This window comes from Adonisia turfae CCMR0081 (genome assembly GCF_011009555.1).
In the GTDB taxonomy this organism is placed as follows: Bacteria; Cyanobacteriota; Cyanobacteriia; order Phormidesmidales; family Phormidesmidaceae; genus Leptothoe; species Leptothoe turfae.
This window is the reverse complement of sequence record NZ_QXHD01000003.1, coordinates 686,969-703,186: the sequence shown is the minus strand read 5'-3', so window position 1 is coordinate 703,186 and position 16,218 is coordinate 686,969. Positions and strand designations below refer to the sequence as shown.

General features: G+C 47.3%; 22 protein-coding genes, 1 tRNA gene and 2 pseudogenes. 12 read left to right on the top strand and 13 right to left on the bottom strand.

Translation table 11 applies throughout. The features are described from left to right. On the top strand, positions 1 to 1,052 hold a 1,052-nt coding region (locus tag DXZ20_RS03750; RefSeq protein ID WP_250565585.1), incomplete at its 5' end, for a DMT family transporter. A gap of 86 nt (positions 1,053 to 1,138) precedes the next feature. Here the strand turns inward: DXZ20_RS03750 and DXZ20_RS03745 are convergent. After that, positions 1,139 to 1,225: transfer RNA gene (locus DXZ20_RS03745), tRNA-Ser, on the bottom strand. Between the two features lie 108 nt (positions 1,226 to 1,333). Between DXZ20_RS03745 and DXZ20_RS03740 the strand changes: the two genes are divergently transcribed. The 7 genes from DXZ20_RS03740 (at position 1,334) to DXZ20_RS37190 (ending at position 6,595) form a co-directional block, all read left to right on the top strand. Then, entirely contained in the window at positions 1,334 to 1,702 is a 369-nt protein-coding gene (locus tag DXZ20_RS03740; RefSeq protein ID WP_006518716.1) for a 2Fe-2S iron-sulfur cluster-binding protein, read from the top strand. Positions 1,703 to 1,787: 85 nt separating this feature from the next. Beyond that, positions 1,788 to 2,621 carry an inositol monophosphatase family protein gene (locus DXZ20_RS03735; protein ID WP_163671305.1) on the top strand — a complete coding sequence of 278 codons (834 nt, stop codon included), beginning with the start codon at positions 1,788 to 1,790 and terminating at the stop codon, positions 2,619 to 2,621. Between the two features lie 138 nt (positions 2,622 to 2,759). Beyond that, positions 2,760 to 3,716, top strand: a complete 957-nt coding sequence (locus tag DXZ20_RS03730) for a J domain-containing protein (RefSeq protein WP_163696479.1) — start codon at positions 2,760 to 2,762, stop codon at positions 3,714 to 3,716. A gap of 74 nt (positions 3,717 to 3,790) precedes the next feature. Beyond that, positions 3,791 to 4,999: an ATP phosphoribosyltransferase regulatory subunit gene (locus DXZ20_RS03725; RefSeq protein ID WP_163671303.1), complete on the top strand. Its 1,209-nt coding sequence runs from the start codon at positions 3,791 to 3,793 to the stop codon at positions 4,997 to 4,999. 130 nt (positions 5,000 to 5,129) lie between these two features. After that, a complete protein-coding gene (locus tag DXZ20_RS03720; RefSeq protein WP_163671302.1) occupies positions 5,130 to 5,357 on the top strand; it encodes a ferredoxin family protein in 228 nt (75 codons plus the stop codon). Between the two features lie 132 nt (positions 5,358 to 5,489). Further along, complete coding sequence (locus DXZ20_RS03715; protein WP_431732058.1) at positions 5,490 to 5,777, top strand: HU family DNA-binding protein; 288 nt, start codon at positions 5,490 to 5,492, stop codon at positions 5,775 to 5,777. Between the two features lie 377 nt (positions 5,778 to 6,154). Next, a complete protein-coding gene (locus DXZ20_RS37190) occupies positions 6,155 to 6,595 on the top strand; it encodes a hypothetical protein (protein ID WP_250565584.1) in 441 nt (146 codons plus the stop codon). Positions 6,596 to 7,149: 554 nt separating this feature from the next. Here DXZ20_RS37190 and DXZ20_RS03705 read toward each other — a convergent pair. The 5 genes from DXZ20_RS03705 to DXZ20_RS38150 form a co-directional block, all read right to left on the bottom strand. Further along, positions 7,150 to 7,380 carry a photosystem II protein, Psb35-related gene (locus DXZ20_RS03705; protein WP_163671301.1) on the bottom strand — a complete coding sequence of 77 codons (231 nt, stop codon included), beginning with the start codon at positions 7,378 to 7,380 and terminating at the stop codon, positions 7,150 to 7,152. Between the two features lie 89 nt (positions 7,381 to 7,469). Beyond that, on the bottom strand, positions 7,470 to 7,640 hold the full coding sequence (gene psb34 / locus DXZ20_RS03700) for a photosystem II assembly protein Psb34 (RefSeq protein ID WP_163671300.1): 171 nt from the start codon (positions 7,638 to 7,640) through the stop codon (positions 7,470 to 7,472). 633 nt (positions 7,641 to 8,273) lie between these two features. After that, positions 8,274 to 9,185, bottom strand: a complete 912-nt coding sequence (locus DXZ20_RS38665) for a DUF5615 family PIN-like protein (RefSeq protein WP_431732064.1) — start codon at positions 9,183 to 9,185, stop codon at positions 8,274 to 8,276. Further along, positions 9,178 to 9,498 (bottom strand): DUF433 domain-containing protein, encoded by a 321-nt coding sequence (locus DXZ20_RS03690; protein ID WP_163696603.1) that lies wholly within the window; start codon positions 9,496 to 9,498, stop codon positions 9,178 to 9,180. Before DXZ20_RS03690 ends, DXZ20_RS38665 begins: the two co-directional genes overlap by 8 nt. Before the next feature lie 68 nt (positions 9,499 to 9,566). Next, complete coding sequence (locus DXZ20_RS38150; RefSeq protein WP_284681652.1) at positions 9,567 to 9,692, bottom strand: hypothetical protein; 126 nt, start codon at positions 9,690 to 9,692, stop codon at positions 9,567 to 9,569. 90 nt (positions 9,693 to 9,782) lie between these two features. On the opposite strand from DXZ20_RS38150, the gene DXZ20_RS03685 reads away from it, so the two are divergent. Then, positions 9,783 to 9,971 (top strand): hypothetical protein, encoded by a 189-nt coding sequence (locus DXZ20_RS03685; protein WP_163696477.1) that lies wholly within the window; start codon positions 9,783 to 9,785, stop codon positions 9,969 to 9,971. Positions 9,972 to 10,118: 147 nt separating this feature from the next. On the opposite strand, the gene DXZ20_RS03680 is transcribed toward DXZ20_RS03685, so the two are convergent. The 6 genes and pseudogenes from DXZ20_RS03680 to DXZ20_RS03660 form a co-directional block, all read right to left on the bottom strand. Continuing rightward, positions 10,119 to 10,946, bottom strand: a complete 828-nt coding sequence (locus DXZ20_RS03680; RefSeq protein WP_163696475.1) for a hypothetical protein — start codon at positions 10,944 to 10,946, stop codon at positions 10,119 to 10,121. Positions 10,947 to 11,591: 645 nt separating this feature from the next. Continuing rightward, positions 11,592 to 12,056: a hypothetical protein gene (locus tag DXZ20_RS03675; RefSeq protein ID WP_163696473.1), complete on the bottom strand. Its 465-nt coding sequence runs from the start codon at positions 12,054 to 12,056 to the stop codon at positions 11,592 to 11,594. 89 nt (positions 12,057 to 12,145) lie between these two features. Next, positions 12,146 to 12,301, bottom strand: a complete 156-nt coding sequence (locus tag DXZ20_RS03670) for a hypothetical protein (RefSeq protein WP_163696471.1) — start codon at positions 12,299 to 12,301, stop codon at positions 12,146 to 12,148. Positions 12,302 to 12,354: 53 nt separating this feature from the next. Next, a pseudogene (locus tag DXZ20_RS38845) lies at positions 12,355 to 12,432 on the bottom strand (DUF3368 domain-containing protein); the annotation flags it as partial. Further along, a complete protein-coding gene (locus DXZ20_RS03665) occupies positions 12,422 to 12,676 on the bottom strand; it encodes a UPF0175 family protein (RefSeq protein WP_163696468.1) in 255 nt (84 codons plus the stop codon). The gene DXZ20_RS03665 and the pseudogene DXZ20_RS38845, both read right to left, overlap by 11 nt. Before the next feature lie 259 nt (positions 12,677 to 12,935). Further along, positions 12,936 to 13,979, bottom strand: coding sequence for a metal-dependent hydrolase (locus DXZ20_RS03660; RefSeq protein ID WP_250565583.1), 1,044 nt, complete (start codon positions 13,977 to 13,979; stop codon positions 12,936 to 12,938). Positions 13,980 to 14,042: 63 nt separating this feature from the next. Here DXZ20_RS03660 and DXZ20_RS03655 point away from each other — a divergent pair, with 63 nt between their 5' ends. The 3 genes from DXZ20_RS03655 (at position 14,043) to DXZ20_RS03645 (ending at position 15,716) form a co-directional block, all read left to right on the top strand. Continuing rightward, entirely contained in the window at positions 14,043 to 14,336 is a 294-nt protein-coding gene (locus DXZ20_RS03655) for a hypothetical protein (protein WP_163665896.1), read from the top strand. After that, positions 14,333 to 14,614, top strand: coding sequence for a hypothetical protein (locus tag DXZ20_RS03650; protein WP_163696466.1), 282 nt, complete (start codon positions 14,333 to 14,335; stop codon positions 14,612 to 14,614). The genes DXZ20_RS03655 and DXZ20_RS03650 overlap by 4 nt, the downstream gene beginning before the upstream one ends. 154 nt (positions 14,615 to 14,768) lie before the next feature. Next, complete coding sequence (locus DXZ20_RS03645) at positions 14,769 to 15,716, top strand: hypothetical protein (RefSeq protein ID WP_163696464.1); 948 nt, start codon at positions 14,769 to 14,771, stop codon at positions 15,714 to 15,716. A gap of 13 nt (positions 15,717 to 15,729) precedes the next feature. On the opposite strand, the pseudogene DXZ20_RS03640 reads toward DXZ20_RS03645, so the two are convergent. Further along, positions 15,730 to 16,218: pseudogene (locus DXZ20_RS03640) on the bottom strand (hypothetical protein); the annotation flags it as partial.

The window sequence follows — 16,218 nt, the reverse complement described above, 5'->3', positions numbered from 1 at the left end:
GTGCCTATGTAGAGCGTCCTCGCCTTGATCAGGTGGCCGGTGCTACCCGTCGAGTGGTGCCATCCTACGATGGCCAGACTATTGGCCCTGCTCCCGTTTTGGTGGATGAACCAAAGCGCGATCGCACCTTAAAAAAAGGCATGGTGCTCTGTGGGATCGCCACCCTCGGCTTTAGCGCAATAACGGTGCTAGTGGGGGCACTGAGTCTGGGAGCCAATGCGTTTGACCTGGTGTTGACCGGTCTTGACACCTTTAATTTCTTCAATGCCAACACCCTGCTATGGCTACAGTTAGTCATCTTGATACCGATTTTGGCCCTGTTAGCCCCCCAACTATATCGCTCAGTTTGGCGTGATGTTGGTCAATCAATCCGCTCAAGGCCACGACTTTTTGCCCTGGTCGGCGGCGGTGTCTTTTACTTTTTTGCCCAAGTTTTTTTGTTTCAAGCAGCGGCGACCTTGGGGCCAGCAGTGGCAGCGCCACTGTTGTTTTCCTATCCACTATTGGCAGTACCACTATTGTGGTGGCTTAATGGCGATCGCCCCAATTTGTTGAGAAGCGTGGTGATGTTGGCCATTGCCATGGGGGTGGTATTAATTCTGCGTCCTTTAGCGCTGGCTAATGCCGGTCCGTCCCTATTGTCGGCAGTCGCTTTTTCTTTGTATGTAGTCACCAATAGTCTGAATAGTCGCCAAAGCCATCCCATCTCGGCTGGCCTGATTCAGCACTGCATCATGGCTATCCTGAGCAGCATTATTCTATTAATACGCCCTATGGCCGTGACTCAAGATCTCACCGGTCAGTTTGTGCTAGGTGGTTTGGCCTTAGGTTTGGTGGCTGGTGTTAGTTACTTTTTCCACTACACGGGCTTAAGGCTCGTGGGGGGGTTACGGACAGCCCTAGTCGCTGCGGCTACCCCGATTGTGACTGCCCTGCTGGCGATATTCACGCTCATTAACCAGCCTTCTCTACAGATAATTCAGTGGCCTGGCATTATTCTTATTACCCTTGGCGGCATGACATTAGCGTTGGATCGGCTAAGTCGACAGTAATTGTTTACAGACAGAAATTGCCTACAATTGTCTACAGAAATTGCCTGCAGATAACTACTAAGCAAATTTAGATAAAATTTAGACAACGGAGAGAGAGGGATTCGAACCCTCGAATGAGTCACCCCATTACAGCATTTCCAGTGCTGCGCCTTCGACCACTCGGCCATCTCTCCAGGGATATTTTGGCCACGAGGATTAATTCCTTGCAGCCAAAATATACTAACAGAAAGTGGGACGTATTTCATGGGACGATTGCAAGGCACCGCTTCTTTTTTTGTTCAATGACCCAAACTCACAATATTTCTATCCATCACCGTCAGAAAAATTGCCATTACACAGCGCAAGTGCCTGACGATCACTACATCTTACATACAGCAGAAAATCAGGGTGTGGATCTCCCCTTTTCCTGTCGGAATGGCGCTTGCACTACCTGTGCTGTGCGAATCTTGTCCGGGGAAGTGGATCAGCCAGAAGCCATGGGCCTATCTCCCGCTTTGCGAGAAAAAGGGTATGCCCTTCTCTGTGTCAGCTATCCTCGTACCGACCTAGAGGTTGAAACCCAAGACGAAGACGAAGTCTATGAGCAGCAGTTTGGCCGTTACTTTGGCAAAGGTAAGGTGCGGGTTGGCTTGCCATTAGACGATGATTAGCGAAGCCGGACATCGCTGCCTTTATCGATTCCCAAGAGCCGCATTAGAGCATCAGAGCCCGACCCCATAATTCCTAAAACCACCCATGAGCACTACCCCTGCCCCCGAAGACTTGCGGCGTTTTCTCGATGTCGCCACCGAAGCAGCCATGGCTGGTGGTGCTGTTTTGCAGAAATATTGGGGCAATCTGTCATCGGTCCAAGAAAAAGGACGGTCCGGCGATCTGGTGACTGAAGCAGATCGGGCGTCTGAAGTAGACGTACTGAACGTGATCAAACGTCATTTTCCTGACCATGCCATTTTGGCCGAAGAGTCTGGTCAACTTGGGCAGCGTGATAATCGTTTTCTCTGGGCCATTGATCCGCTAGATGGTACCACCAACTATGCCCATCAATACCCTCTGTGTGCGGTTTCCATTGGTTTGCTGGTGGCTGGGGTGCCCACGGTGGGTGTGGTATATAACCCAATTCTGAATGACCTCTATCGGGCCGCCAAAGGATTGGGTGCGACCCACAATCGTCAGCCCATGCAAGTATCGGCGACGGCTCAGCTGTCGGACAGTTTATTGGTGACCGGATTTGCCTACGATCGTAGAGAAACTAGTGACAATAACTATGCGGAATTCTGTCACTTAACCCATCTCACCCAGGGTGTGCGTCGAGGAGGGTCGGCATCCATTGATTTGGCCCATGTGGCCTGTGGGTGTTTGGATGGCTATTGGGAGCGGGGGTTATCTCCCTGGGACCTGGCAGCAGGCGCTGTCCTAGTGGAAGAAGCGGGTGGACAATTAAGTGCCTATGATGGCAGTCCCTTTGATATTTATTCCGGTCGATTGGTGGCTACCAATGGCCCGTTGCACCAGCTGATTGTTCAGGAATTGGCCAAGGTACAGCCACTGCCGCAGTTTAAGCCAGCATAATGCCTTCATATTTCTAATCTTCATATTTATGAGTTTTTCTAGACACAATCTGCATATGTTTGGCGTCAATCCCATCACAGGTATTAAATGCTAAGACGAATAAACTAAAATAAGTTGTCACAAACAGCGATCGCAAAGATGCAGGTAAACCGCGGACTATTCAAATTAGATCTAGTCGACCACCACGCAATTTTAGGGGTGCCTCTAGATGCTGATGCGAAGCAGGTGAGAAAGCGTTATCTCAAGATTGCGCGTAAGCTACACCCCGATAGTTTGCGAACTGCCACTGACGAACAGAAGCAGCAGGCTAGCGAATTGTTATCTAAGCTGGTCAACCCAGCCTATGAGGTCCTCAGTCAAGAAAAGTCCTCAGTGGAACATAAGGTGAGTTTGAAACTCAAGGGGCAGCAGCTCCAATCTCAGCCGTCTTTGCTGGCACTTTCCACAGATCACCTTAAGAAAGTTGCCAGTAGTAACAATATTGAATATGCCTATAGTAATGCTCTAAAACCGTTGGCTCTTGAACAGTATGAGTCCCTGGAGGATGTCGTTGATGCCATCGGTGAGATTAGCGAACTCAACGCTATTTATGTAATGCGCCAGGGGGGGGCTCCTGGTCAAATTGAGGCGGGTAAAGACCCCCAGCCCCCCACCCAAGAGGGTGGAGTGGCTGCCAACGATGAAAGCTCAGTAACGGTGATGTCTTCCCGTGAGCGTCGTGCCCAGCTGATTGAAAGCTTTATCAACCGGGCGAAGGAGTTTGAGTATAAGGGAAATTTCTCAAGGGCAATCATTGAGTTGAGAGAAGCCGTTAAAGCCCATCCTCAAAATCCCAAATGCCATGCTGAGCTAGGACGAATGTACATGCGTAGTAAGCAACTCACAATGGCCGGTATCCACGCTAAACGAGCGCTAGAGTTAGAACCCGGTAACGAGATGGCCGCCGATGTGAAAAAGAAACTAGATACCTACAATAGGCGAAATCCTCCCCCGGATGCTCCTTCGACTGGTAAGCGCCCCAGTAAGGGACCTAAAAAGCCCAGTGGTGGCAGTGGCCTGTTTGGTGGTTTGTTTGGCGGCAAGAAACGTAAGTAGTTTGGAGCGCTAGTCTGTCATCCCCTTAAAGCTTTAAGCTGGTATAGCACTCAGAAACCGCAGCTAGTAAAGCTATGACCTACCAACCCCCCACGGGTGGACGCGATCTCTTCCCGGTAGATGTAGCGCAAAAGCGCTGGATTGAAGATCGTATTGAGGCCGTTTTTCAACGGTGGAGCTATCAACGGATTATTACGTCGACCGTTGAAAGCATGGATACACTGATGGCGGGCGGTGCGATTCAACAGTCTGAAGTGATCGAGCTCAACAGTCGAGGTGAACGATTGGGATTGCGACCTGAGCTTACAGCGTCGATTGCTCGGGCTGCAGTTACCCGCATTAGTAACTACCCCCAGCGGCTTTATTACCATGCCAATGTGTTTCGACGGTCGTCCACGGGTAGCCAGGGCGGGCAGCATGAGGCTTACCAGGCGGGGGTAGAGTTGTTGGGCGCGAGCGGCTCCCTGGCCGATGTAGAAGTCTTGCTGATTATGGCCGATTGCCTGAAGGCATTAGGGCTGGAGCATTGGCATTTGTTATTAAGTGAAGCGAGTTTGACCAGCTCGTTGCTAGAGCCGTTTCCGCCTGGGGTGCGGCAGCAGGTGAAGGTGGCGATCGCAAATCTAGATCGGGTCACCTTAGAAACCCTATCTCTATCCAATGATCTGAAGGCATTAGCCCTCAATATCATGGATTTACGCGGGGAGCCCCGTTCAGTGCTGACTAAAGTTAGCCAGCTTGATCTCAGCGCTCAGCAACGACAGAGCGTCAGCTCTCTAAAGAATCTGATTGACCTGTTGGAAAACACCCTAGAGAATCCGCCTCGGCTCGTGCTCGATCTGAGCCTAATGCAAACCTTTGAATACTACACAGGTGTTGTATTTGAAGCGGTGGTCCGCACCGAGCATACCTGTGAAGTGGTAGGTCAGGGGGGTCGCTATGATAACTTACTGAGCCTCTTCCACCCTGACCACAAGTCCTATCCAGGTGTGGGCTTTGTGCTCAATGGTGAAACCCTACAACAGATTCTGCAACCACACTTACCCGCTGTAGTGGCCGAGAGTGAGTGGCTAGTGGTTCCCATTAACCACTCAGCTGCCGCAGCTGCCATTACCCATGCCCAAACCCTGCGGCAGACAGATACCCTTACCCGAGTAGAGCTGAGCCTGGATCCATCCCTACCCGAGGATCAGCTACGTCAATTTGCTACCGAATGTAAAGTTGCCAATATTGCATGGGTATCAGCTCAAGGGGATGTCAAGGTAGAGAAGTTGACCGATTAACCCTAACTCACCCAGCACTCAGTCCAATCGCCCTTTAAGATAAACAAATGTAACTATTTATCCGTAGATCCTTCAAGTCTGTTGCCTGGATGGATGTACGTTTTTAAGAACAATTATTCCAAGGAGCGCCGTGGCCCATTCTATTGTTACTGACGTTTGTGAAGGCGTTGCTGATTGTGTTGATGCCTGCCCTGTAGCCTGTATTCACGAGGGTCCCAAGAAAAATAAGAAAGGGACTGACTGGTACTGGATCGACTTCGATGTGTGCATTGATTGTGGTATCTGTCTGCAGGTTTGCCCCGTAGAAGGCGCGATATTACCTGAAGAAAAACCTGATTTACAGAAAACCCCGGTTTAATTTGAGCTAATGTAGGCTCAGTTTAAAAAACGAAGGCGTTTATGATGCGGAAACCTCTGTATCATGGACGTTTTAGTTGATTTAGTACTTGTGTTCGATTTGGACCTGTGCTAAAAATACCTGGAAGTATTGATTTCTCTTGCTATGAACAAAGGTGAACTGTTAGATACTGTGGCTGAAAAGGCCGGTGTTTCAAAGAAGGTTGCAGATGCTGTTGTATCCGCAACCATTGATTCCATTATGGAGGCTGTTTCCGGCGGTGATAAGGTGACCCTAGTGGGGTTCGGTAGCTTTGAACCTCGCGATCGCAAACAGCGGGAAGGTCGCAATCCCAAGACTGGTGAAACTATGACCATCCCCGCGACAACAGTACCTGCCTTCTCTGCAGGTAAAGCATTCAAGGAAAAAGTTGCTGCCTAAGATAAAAAAATCCGATTCAGGTCAAAGGCTGTAGTCTGAGACCAAAGCTTCAGTTAAAACGGTGTAGCTATTAAAGCTATACCGTTTTATTTTGGCTAAAACTCTCTTCAGCCATGGGCTGCGCATATAGCTATTGCTATTTATAGCGTTCAGCAATACCCGATGTTGTGAACTATGGGTACCAATCCATAAATTCTGAGCCAGCATTCAGAGGGCTACTAGATTGAGCACAGTAGAAAGAAATGCTTAAGCTTGATTCTCATTCATATCAAGTTGTTATGTTTTGACGCTTTATGGGCATTTTGGGACGAACTGGGGTAGCCAGTGTTGCTGTCCTAGTTTGTGAATCTGATATGAGTTCGGAGTGCACTATCCCTATGCAGCATCTAGAGTACGTTCAAGTGTTCCAGGACAATAGACCCATAGCAGCAGGGGTAAAATTACCGTCAGGTCAGTTTGCCCTCAGCTGGTTTGGTCTTTGTCATAGTCATGGGGTGTTTCCTAGCTTTGAAATCTTTAAGGCAATGCAGGATAAACGTCCTGGGCGAACTGTTGAAACAATGGATGTCCCTTTAACCACAGCCGGCTATGCGAGAACGTTCTATCTACAGCGTAATGAAGACTGGAGCGGTATCAGTGGTACAGGCTTAGTGGCTGTAGGGTTTGAGTTTGATCGTTGGGTGATGCTCCACTGGCTTGACCCCCACGGCTCTACATTTTGGTATGAGAGTGTTGCCATGGTAGAGCGCGTTCATGGTCACGAAGGGCGAACAGTCATTGCCCGATGCTTAACTCCCAGCATGAGCCACGCCCGATAATGTTTGTCGCCAGCTCTCCGCACTGCCCCCGCTCTGTGATACCTGCGCTCCTGTATATCGCGACTATTACTCCTCCACAGGGGGCATGGCAACAAAGCCAAGAATAGTCTCGGAAAGCTTGTCAGTCATTACCAGAAGGCCTTGATCATCAGGGCGTACCATCCCTTCCCAATGTCTACTGTCTTGACTTAGCTCAAGTTGAATAGGGGCATTGTTGATAAAAGTAATGCCATTCTCTCACCGTAGACAAACTCTACGAATCGTTGAGGAATTTCTGTGACAGGTTGTTCTGGGCCAGTTAGAAGAACTTCTGTAGAGACCTAATATCCTTGCTTAACCTTATGGCTAATCAGAATACTCACTGTAGTGAGTCCAAGGAATAAGACTAGCCAGGCTCACTTTTTCTACAATGTCATTGCTCCAAGGCGACTACCTCAGATCATAAATTAAAGGTTGTTTGACATTCTGTAAAAAGTTAGGGCATTAGCCCAGGAAATCTCCTGTTTGCTAATGCCCTTCAAACTAAACTTTAGTGAAACTTGAAATTAGCATAATTAGCTGTTAGCAGCTTTGCTAGTGTAAGCATCACCACCAAATTGATAAACACGTTCGTTGAAATCAGTTTCCCGACCGGTGACCAGCTTGGCCAGATTCTCAAAGCCTTCAGAGTTCCAGTTGCGTTCGTGGATAGGCTTAGACTGCTCTCCGAAGAAGTAGGCTTGGGTTCCAATAATGGATGCGGCTACCCAACCAACAATAATGACAGCTAATAAGATACCAAACATAATTTTGTCTCCTTACTTGAAAGTGTGTCGTGAAGTAGTCAAGCGTTGACTATCAATCACACGTTGACTATCAATACTGTTTACGTGATCTAGCTAACGCCTAGTGCAGTCAGCATCAGTACGCTGATCAGTAAGACGGCTATACCCCCCTGGAGCATGTAACGACGCTGTTGCTCAGGTGCGGGATAGGAAGCTAGATACATTTCAGGCTCTGTGGCGTAGTTATTGAGCTGCCCGGATTCGTTAATGGTGGTGTACATAATGCGATGTCCTTTAAGTGGCTGTTCTTATGTAAATCAATGTAACGCAAATTATTACAAATTGCAAATTAACTTGACAAAATGCTTTTGTTAGAAATTTGCATCAAGGCTATGGATTGACGTGCAACATCGTGGCAAGCCAGGCTCACTGCTTTAGATGGGTAGCTTGCTAGTATTGACTGGAATTTAAGGATTGCTGTTATGGCTTGTAGCGTGCTAAACAGTGCCAGCCGTCATTGAGCGATCTCATTCTTGTCTAGGCATACCCCGTGCTAGCGAATAAAAATCGCTTTTACCGATCCTCTGCGGTATTGGATTGTTTTTTCCGATTGCGTCGTTTACCCGCACAATTTGCCAGCATCGAAAGTATCGATGATGTCTTCTCGATAAAATATAAGTAGAGCAATATAAGTAGAGCAAAAACTAACTGCGTGGCCAATGAAGCAACAGAGCCATCAAGAAACGCTTAGCGAAGAGCAACACATCTCCCTCGAAATGCTGTTTATTCCTTTATGAGCCAACGCCCCTGTTTATGAGCCAACGCCCCTGGTGGCGGCGGTGTCCCCCATTTTCTGGCATATACTGCGAATTACATCATTAATTCTGAGCAGTCTTCAGAAACAGAAACCTTACTCACTTTTGACGTTTCAGGCTCAGCCCTAATAACGGCAAAATTGTCATGCCAACTAAACCGAGAGGCTCGGGAACAGACGTAGGGCCGTCCTCCACAAAATCATCGGTCAGGAAAAAAGCTGCTTCTGAACCACTATTTACCCACTCCTTACCGTCCCGTCGGCTATGAGCATTTCCAGGGATACCAAAGGGAGAAGACCAGGCCCAATTCACATTTCTAATCGAAAGCCAGTAAGTATCATTCGGGGTGAGTTCTAAAGCTGGAATCCTAGCCGAATACTTGAATACAGGATCAAGGCCGTTTAGACCGCAACAAAGCAGATCAGTCTCTTGTTGTCGTCCCACATCACCGAGATTGAGTGAAAAGAAGGGTGTAGGTCCAGGGGCCGCATCCTCCTCATAGATTTCAATCGTAAAGTTATCTACTTCTGGAATTTCATTGTAGGTGCCAAACCAATGAATATCCGTAATAATGTTGTTGCCGTCACTTAAGCGGAAATCATCGGCTGCTGAAACGCCAAAATTAAAATCGCTTATTAGCGCATTAGTTACACTCCCCCTGTCGAGGAAGCCATTATCACCCAACACGCCATTATCAAAAATTACGCCTGCTTGAGCTTGAGTTGAAAAACCACTAGCCGTAGCTACTCCAAGAGCAGCTAGGCCAAACTTTATTAGTCTTTGCATTGTTTTGCAGTAAATAGCAACTGTATGGAAAGACGAACAAGCATTCTTGATGGTTCCATTACAGGATTGTCTATTATTTTTGGTGGCGTAGGTGAGGACGTCTGCGTCGGGGATGCCTTGGTTGGCTTGGTCTGCGTCGTAGGAGGTGAGGACGTCGTAGCCGAGATTGCGGAGGAGGACCACCATGTCGATGGGGAAGTTTTCGTTGGAGTAGAGATCAACCATGGACTAGGTCGTCCTGGATAATTTGGTCGATTTCGTTTTGGTTTTCTTGATAGTAGGCCCAGGCGGCGTCGAGGTCTGCAGGGATAAGGCTGGGGTAGTTGCGTAGGAGTTCTTCGGTGTCGGCTCCTTGTTTATGGAAGGAGACGAGAGTCCAGACGGGGATGCGGGTGTTGCGGATGCGGGCTTGGCCGCCACAGACGCCAGGTGTTTTTTGAATGGTGCGGGCATGGAGTTTGGTGCGCAGCAGCTTGTTTTCCTCGGGGGTGAGGGATTCAATGACTTGGATGAGGGAGTCGATCAGCTGGGTATTCATGGGATACTCCGCAGCACTGGCCTGGTCGGTTGTCTTGATATATGTGGCTTTCAAATGATAACGGGATTTTATGGGGCTTGGGTCTTGGACTGCTGGAACCGTGGACCATCAGGGCCGATTTCTAGATGCCATTCGGGGTGATTTTGGATGGCGGTGCGGACGCCTTTGCGGCAGGTGGGACTTTGCCAGAGCATTTGGTAACGTTGCAGGCGCTGGTCTGGGGTTTCGGGTTCTGGGTTGATGGGTTCTAACTTTTGCTGGGTTTGGTGTTGGCCTTCTAGCCATTGGAGGTATTCGCTGTAGAGGCGATTGCCGTATTTGCGAATGAAGATTTTCTGTGGAGTGATAAGACTGGCCTACCTGTTGATAGCTATACCGACGACGAGGTTAAGGAAACTGCAGAGAAAGTCTTTCGACATGTTTTCAAGGTTTACCCTGTACTACCATCACCTTTCTATACAGCGGCTGCTTAAGTGGACAGAAGGCCTTTGGGAAGTGCGATGCACCCCCACCCCTAAAACGGCACCACTACATCCCGCAACGCAATAAACCGCAGCGCCGGTTCCGACAGCCGTGCCGCTAGCAAATGTGGCTTATCCACTACCGTCTACAAAAAAGTATCAGAAAAAATCGGATATGCTGTAGTTCTCTGACAGAAAATATTCTAATTCTTTTATTCTTATTCGTAAACTTTCTAATCCTTCTCTCCCAGTTTGAATTTCTTGGTTTAATTTCTCAATATCAGTAAAACTTAAAATCTTGAAGCCGAATACGGTTCTTACTACATTCTCATTAATTTTCACCAAGGGAACGACGTAACGCATCGTGTTATCTCTTTGTGTACCTTCATACCGTGAGTATGTGCGTGACTCACTTGTCCATTTTTGTTGATTAACCTCTTTTGAGGCTTCATCATCTAACTTCCAAAGCGGTTTCTTTTCTGCTCTTGCTTGTGTCAGCAACTCACTCCATTGTTGCTGAACCTTATAGGTAGAGAAGTTATACTTTGCGTAGTCTAATGCCCTAAATAGATACTTTTGCTGTGCTAAAGGTAATGAACTATCAAAGCAAATATCAGGAGTTGTGATTTCTATTAAACTTCTACAAGTAACTGTTTTATGACCAATATTTCGAAAGGTTTTAGTTAATTCTGTAGCAGAGAGTGGCAGCGATCTCTCAACTCTTCGAAAGCGTTCAGAAAAGTCACATGTCACCGATGAAAAATTTCGAATTGCTACCCTGAGCATAGAAACGTCAAAATTATTTTGAGGCGATTTGCTATATTTTTCAAATACTAGGAGTAATTTTTCTGATGTGACTTCAATATGTTTGATTGAGTCATATAGAGATATCAAAGTTCGAATGGATGTGTTTTTATTGTCAGCACTTCTTCCACTAATTATGTCGTATATGAATTCATTTAAGATATCTAATGTAAAATTAAACATGAGTTGAATAAATATTTTCTTTAGTTTGATAACTAACGTTAGAATTGTGTGGTCGCATAAGGAGGCAATCGCTATTTAGCAACCGCTAATTTTCAATAATTCCTCTGTCATTAAATTGGATGCTGACATATTTTTGTTGATTGACATAACTTGACAGAAAATTGTTGCGAAGTATCATGACGCCCTATCTTTGTATTTAGATGACCAGAGCGTTGTTCGCTGCTGCCAAAATATAGCGCATCACCTGTTGCAACTCTTGTATCTGGACCTGATGATTAATTTTAATCATGACTAGAGCTACTGTTGTGAAAAGAGTTTATTGACGCGCTCGCATCGCTGAGAAACAGGTATACGCCCCAATAATGGCTGATAAAATAAAGGTGTTATATCCTCAAAAGAGACAGCTACGAACACTCGCAAGAGATGTGTGTTCAGCAGAGTAAATGATTCCAAAATGCATAGCGCCTGCAAAAAATCCTAGGGATAGTAATCCAACAAGCAGTGTTCCACCAATCATCAGCCAGCCTGTTTTTGGAGGACGTCTGCTAGGAATATTCCATAGGTTTCCTACTCCCCCACGAATACAACAAGATAGCTTGTAACGACTTATTAAACCGCCGATTTACCAGGGCCCCATCCACCCGCTTACGCGGCGGAATAAGCGCCTGTGAGTTTCCGCTCAAATCTAATTGGGAGGCGGTCTCTTCCTGGTTGGGTGCCTCGTTCTTCCACCAATTCAAAAAAGCCATGGGCTTTGTTCTGTTCCTGGGGTGTAAATCCTAAAAGTTGTTCTAATCCTGTTTTGATTAGCTCTAGACCATCGGGATACATCAAAAACGCATCTAGAATATCGGCACGAGATTCGTAGTCCCAACGGTCTGGGGTGAAATTAAAACTGTTTAATACCAGCATGTAGGCATCTAAACAGCTTTCGTAGCTGACCTGGGCAGAGAAATGAGCTAATGCCTTAATCCAGGTGACTTTATAGCGACGGTCCCCAAATTGTTTGACGTCTTGAACGTAGTTTTTGGACTGCGTCACCACACCACTGGCCTCGTTAAACCGGGTCCAGGCGTTCCAAACTCGTTTTTTTAGTTCGAGCAGCTTCATCGTGACGTAAGTTGGCTTTGGCTCTAGGATACCGTTAGTTTTGGGATTGCCATAGCGGTTTGAGAACTATTGTGTAGCAGTGCTGAGTCTTACGAACCAGACATGCCGCTGTCCTGACTGTGTCGTTGCTCGATTTGGTTAAAGATGTCATCAACGGTGAAGTTATCCAGCAGTTGATGGCGGGTTTGGGTATAGTCACCGGAGCCAGTGTCAAATTGGCGCAGAAATCGAAGTCGTTTTTGCAAGCGGTTACTTCACGCCATACAGCAGGAGGGACGCTTACCTGACCGAATAGCTGAGGCAATAGGTCAGCGAGTTTACTTTTGTAGAGAGTGATCAGAGGAGATGCATTAATGATGACGTGTTTAATCGGCATTATTGAGTTCTTGGATTAAGTCAGCTTCGGTGTACTGAAACGGGGATACCTGATAGCGGGAAAGTGCCTGGATAAAGTCAGCACGGGTTAATCCTGCGATTTCGGCAGCTTTGCCTTGGGAAACTTGTTCCAGTTCGTACCATTTGACAGCGGCAGCGATACGCATTTCTTGGGCAAATTCGTCAGGTGTTTTGCGTAGGGCCGAGAAGGCGGTGTCAGGAAGGTTGAGGGTGATGCTGGTCATGGGGTTAGTTTGTGGGGTGTGGGTCTATGCTAACGGACCTATCCCTGGGCGTTTAAGTCTTTGTTAGTAATGATGCCGTGGGTATCGCGGTTGACGTTCAAGATTGGCCCCCTTCCAGGCGGCGCTGTTTTAGATGGCCGTAGGTATCTAGCTCGGCCTGGATTCTAGCTTGTCGCGCAACATCCTGGCGGGTGGAGAAGGTTTAGTCGGCTATTTGAATAGTTGGCTGTCTAGATAGTTGGATGCTCAATATGTTCTGCTAGCTGAGCGAAGTCGAAGCTACACCCCAACCAGCGCCCCCTTCGACTCCGCTCAGGGGACGCCTATTTCCTAAGGTGATAATAAGCGTCACGGATTCACCAGATACGGCTATGATTTCCAGCTGCCGCCCGTCGCTAACAATCTGGATCTCCTCTGGAAAATCAACAACAATCGAACCGCTGAGATAAATCCTGTTACCAGGATAGGAATTCATCAGATTTCCCAACGCTGTAGCTATGTCTTGATCATTCAGTGTGAGAGTCTTTGTTGATCGCTGTGTTAGTTCACCTGCCTTAGTCGTGAGCTTTTCAGCAATGATACTTTCACCTGTTTTATAAACACCTTGACCATCTGTGACGATAAATTCCGAGCCTTCATTGCCGAGAATCAAATGGCTGCCAGTGGCGTCTGTACGGTCATGACTCCATACGCCGATAATATCGGCATATACCTCGGCGGTGGCTGCATTATGGTTATAGGTTGCGATCGCACCATCTCGCAGTCCCAAACCTTGATTTACCTGGGTTTGCACACTACCTGCACCTGCCAGCCATAGGCCAGTGACCAAAATCGCGATGGCAATGGAGAGTACCCAATATTCACCGGGGCCACCTGTACAGATTCTGCGTTTAGGATTGCCAATGCTGATGGCCCACACTGGAACCGGCCAAAATAGCTGGACTCCTTGACGGGTGAAGCAATCGGCAAAGCAGGCCAACACATGACCCAATGGCAACGCTAGCCATGGTTTTATTGCCCCTAGCGCAAACCCTATTCCTAGGGATATCGCAGTGAGCGTGACCGTGGCCACTAAGGAATGGGTGATGGATCGATGGGGATAGCGGTCTTCAATCCATGAGCTGATGGGAAAGCAGATTTGGCCGATCAGACTGGTGGTGGTATCGATATCGGGCAGCTGAGAGCCTAATACTGCCAACCCTAACGGTAGAGGAGCCGCTGTACCTAGGAATAGGGATACGCCTGCGGTTGCGATTCTCCAGGGGAGAGGCTTTGCCAACGCAGCATGAGTAATTGCCATCATGGACAATCTTACAGATAACCAGTAGGGTCAGAATTCCCACTGGAATGCACTGCCCAAAGCACCATGGTTACCATCTTTAGACTCGGTGGAGTCCTGTATCTGATCTACACTCGAGACCACCATCCACCCCATGTCCATGTCAAACCCAGTCCCACTCGGCCAGAATGGGAACTGCGCATTTATCTTGGCAGACGAGAAGATGGAGGTCCCGATAACTACGACAAATCATTTGGTGAAACCGATATCCTATCGGGAAAAATCAAAGCCTCTAAAATAGATGAGTACGTTAACCTGCTTGCCCAAAATCTTGATCAAGCCTGGGAAGTCTGGGATTCAATTTATGGAGATACCCAATGAACACAAGCCAGACTCTACATGATGCGGTGGTAGTCGCCCCCCCGGTTAGGCCAGAGGATATCATTGATGCTCATTATGATGCTGATACCCGTGAAATCGTCGTCAGCTTTCAAGATGGCAAAATAGCCCGAGTACTCACCACTGAGTTTGAAGAACTTGCCGCCGCCACTGCCACCGACTACGAGCATCTGGATGGTACCCGCTCAGGCGTGACCTGTATTACCGATACGGTTGATTTCGCCGTCGCAGCTAGCTGGTGGCGGAAACAGGCTGTTTGAAAATAGGATAATTGGTGGTTGCGATTGCAGCGTGGGTAATCGTTATCATAGGAGCTGTCTTGAGTACGAACAGGATATATTCTTTAGACTGCTCTGCCCTCAAAATGATTACGCTACAACAAGTAAGCTTGAACCCTGGATATGGAAAACCTTGATGCAAGTTCCAGAAAATTTTTTCGACATAGTATTGGAAATCGATAACGAACTTATTGCTCAAGGGATTAACCCTCATCAACGTTCCTGTCGGGCACCGCTAGAAGCTTTAAAGCGCCTTTATCCTCACTGTAGTGTCTCTATCAATGACAACCCAATTTCTGATGCCGTTCAACAAATCTATACTCAAATTTACGGATTAAGAGATCTTCAAATGCCTCCTGTCCATGTAGGGGCAGTAGTTTTTCGAGATATCTTTTTTCCTCTCAGAATTCCTCTTATTTTTGGATATGTTCATTTGGATCCGATTAACCTTTTAGAAGAGATGACAGAGATTCAAAAGCAAGTATTTCTTAGCGACAAGAAAGAAGTCCTGAGATTCCACGATCAATTTATTGATCTTATGGATTTTGCATATGGCATCAACGAATTAAGAGAAGAAAATTCTATTCCCAAAAGAACATTGGAATGGTGGGGGTTAGCCAGACAGCAGCTTGAGGCAGCAGCAGCAATTGCTTTAGGGTCGTTCGATAAGTACGCTGTTATTCAAAACTGTTGTATTTCCAGTGAACTAATCCTAAAAGGTGCACTCATAGCTAAGGATGAGCGATTTAAGGGTCTTGAGAAAGATGAATTGGATCGTAAACTTCAAAAAAAATATGGTCATGATATAGAAAAAACTGCAAGGAAAGTATCCACATTTTTTCCAGATATCGATCAGCAACTTCTAGTGTCAGTGGTTGAGAGATATCCAAAATTGGTAGAGCGTCGCTATGATGCGAAGCGATATAAACGGGTAGAAATTGGCAATTTCCTGATGAATGCTCAATTTATTGCAGGAGAAATTCTACGACAGTTTTCCTACCGGAACACACGAGCTAGTTTGTGCGAAGGAGATGATGAAGCTTGGAATTTAAGTAATCGCTCATTTCCATCCAATCCGGTCTAATTTTTCGAAATCTCTACTGACCCAACCGCTTCCGTGCCCCTCTCACTTGGCCTACCTGCTTGAAAGTCATCCCCGCAATCAACGCCACACCACCGAAAATATACAGGCTCTTATTCCGCGTCCCCATCCCAATAAATCGCACCACTCCAAACGCCATCAAACAGGCGATCAAAATCGGCATAATCACCACGTACTGAGTATGTTGCAGGCTAGCCTCCCGATTCAATCCAAGCCGCTCATTACGGATCACCTTCCGTGCCAGCATCGGATTCCGTCCGGCCAATGGCTGCAGCTCCGCCAACCGAGACCGACTCAACTGCAACCCCATCCGCTCCGCCTCGGCCTGCATCGTCTCGCGGATCAACTTATCGCTGGGCAGCTCTAACTCAACCTCCAGCATCTCCAAGAAAATATCCCGGCCAGGATTCGCCGCCGCAAAGCAGATGACCTTTACGCCATTTGAGATCGCATCCTCTAACCAATACCTCACCCCCGTCGTCAA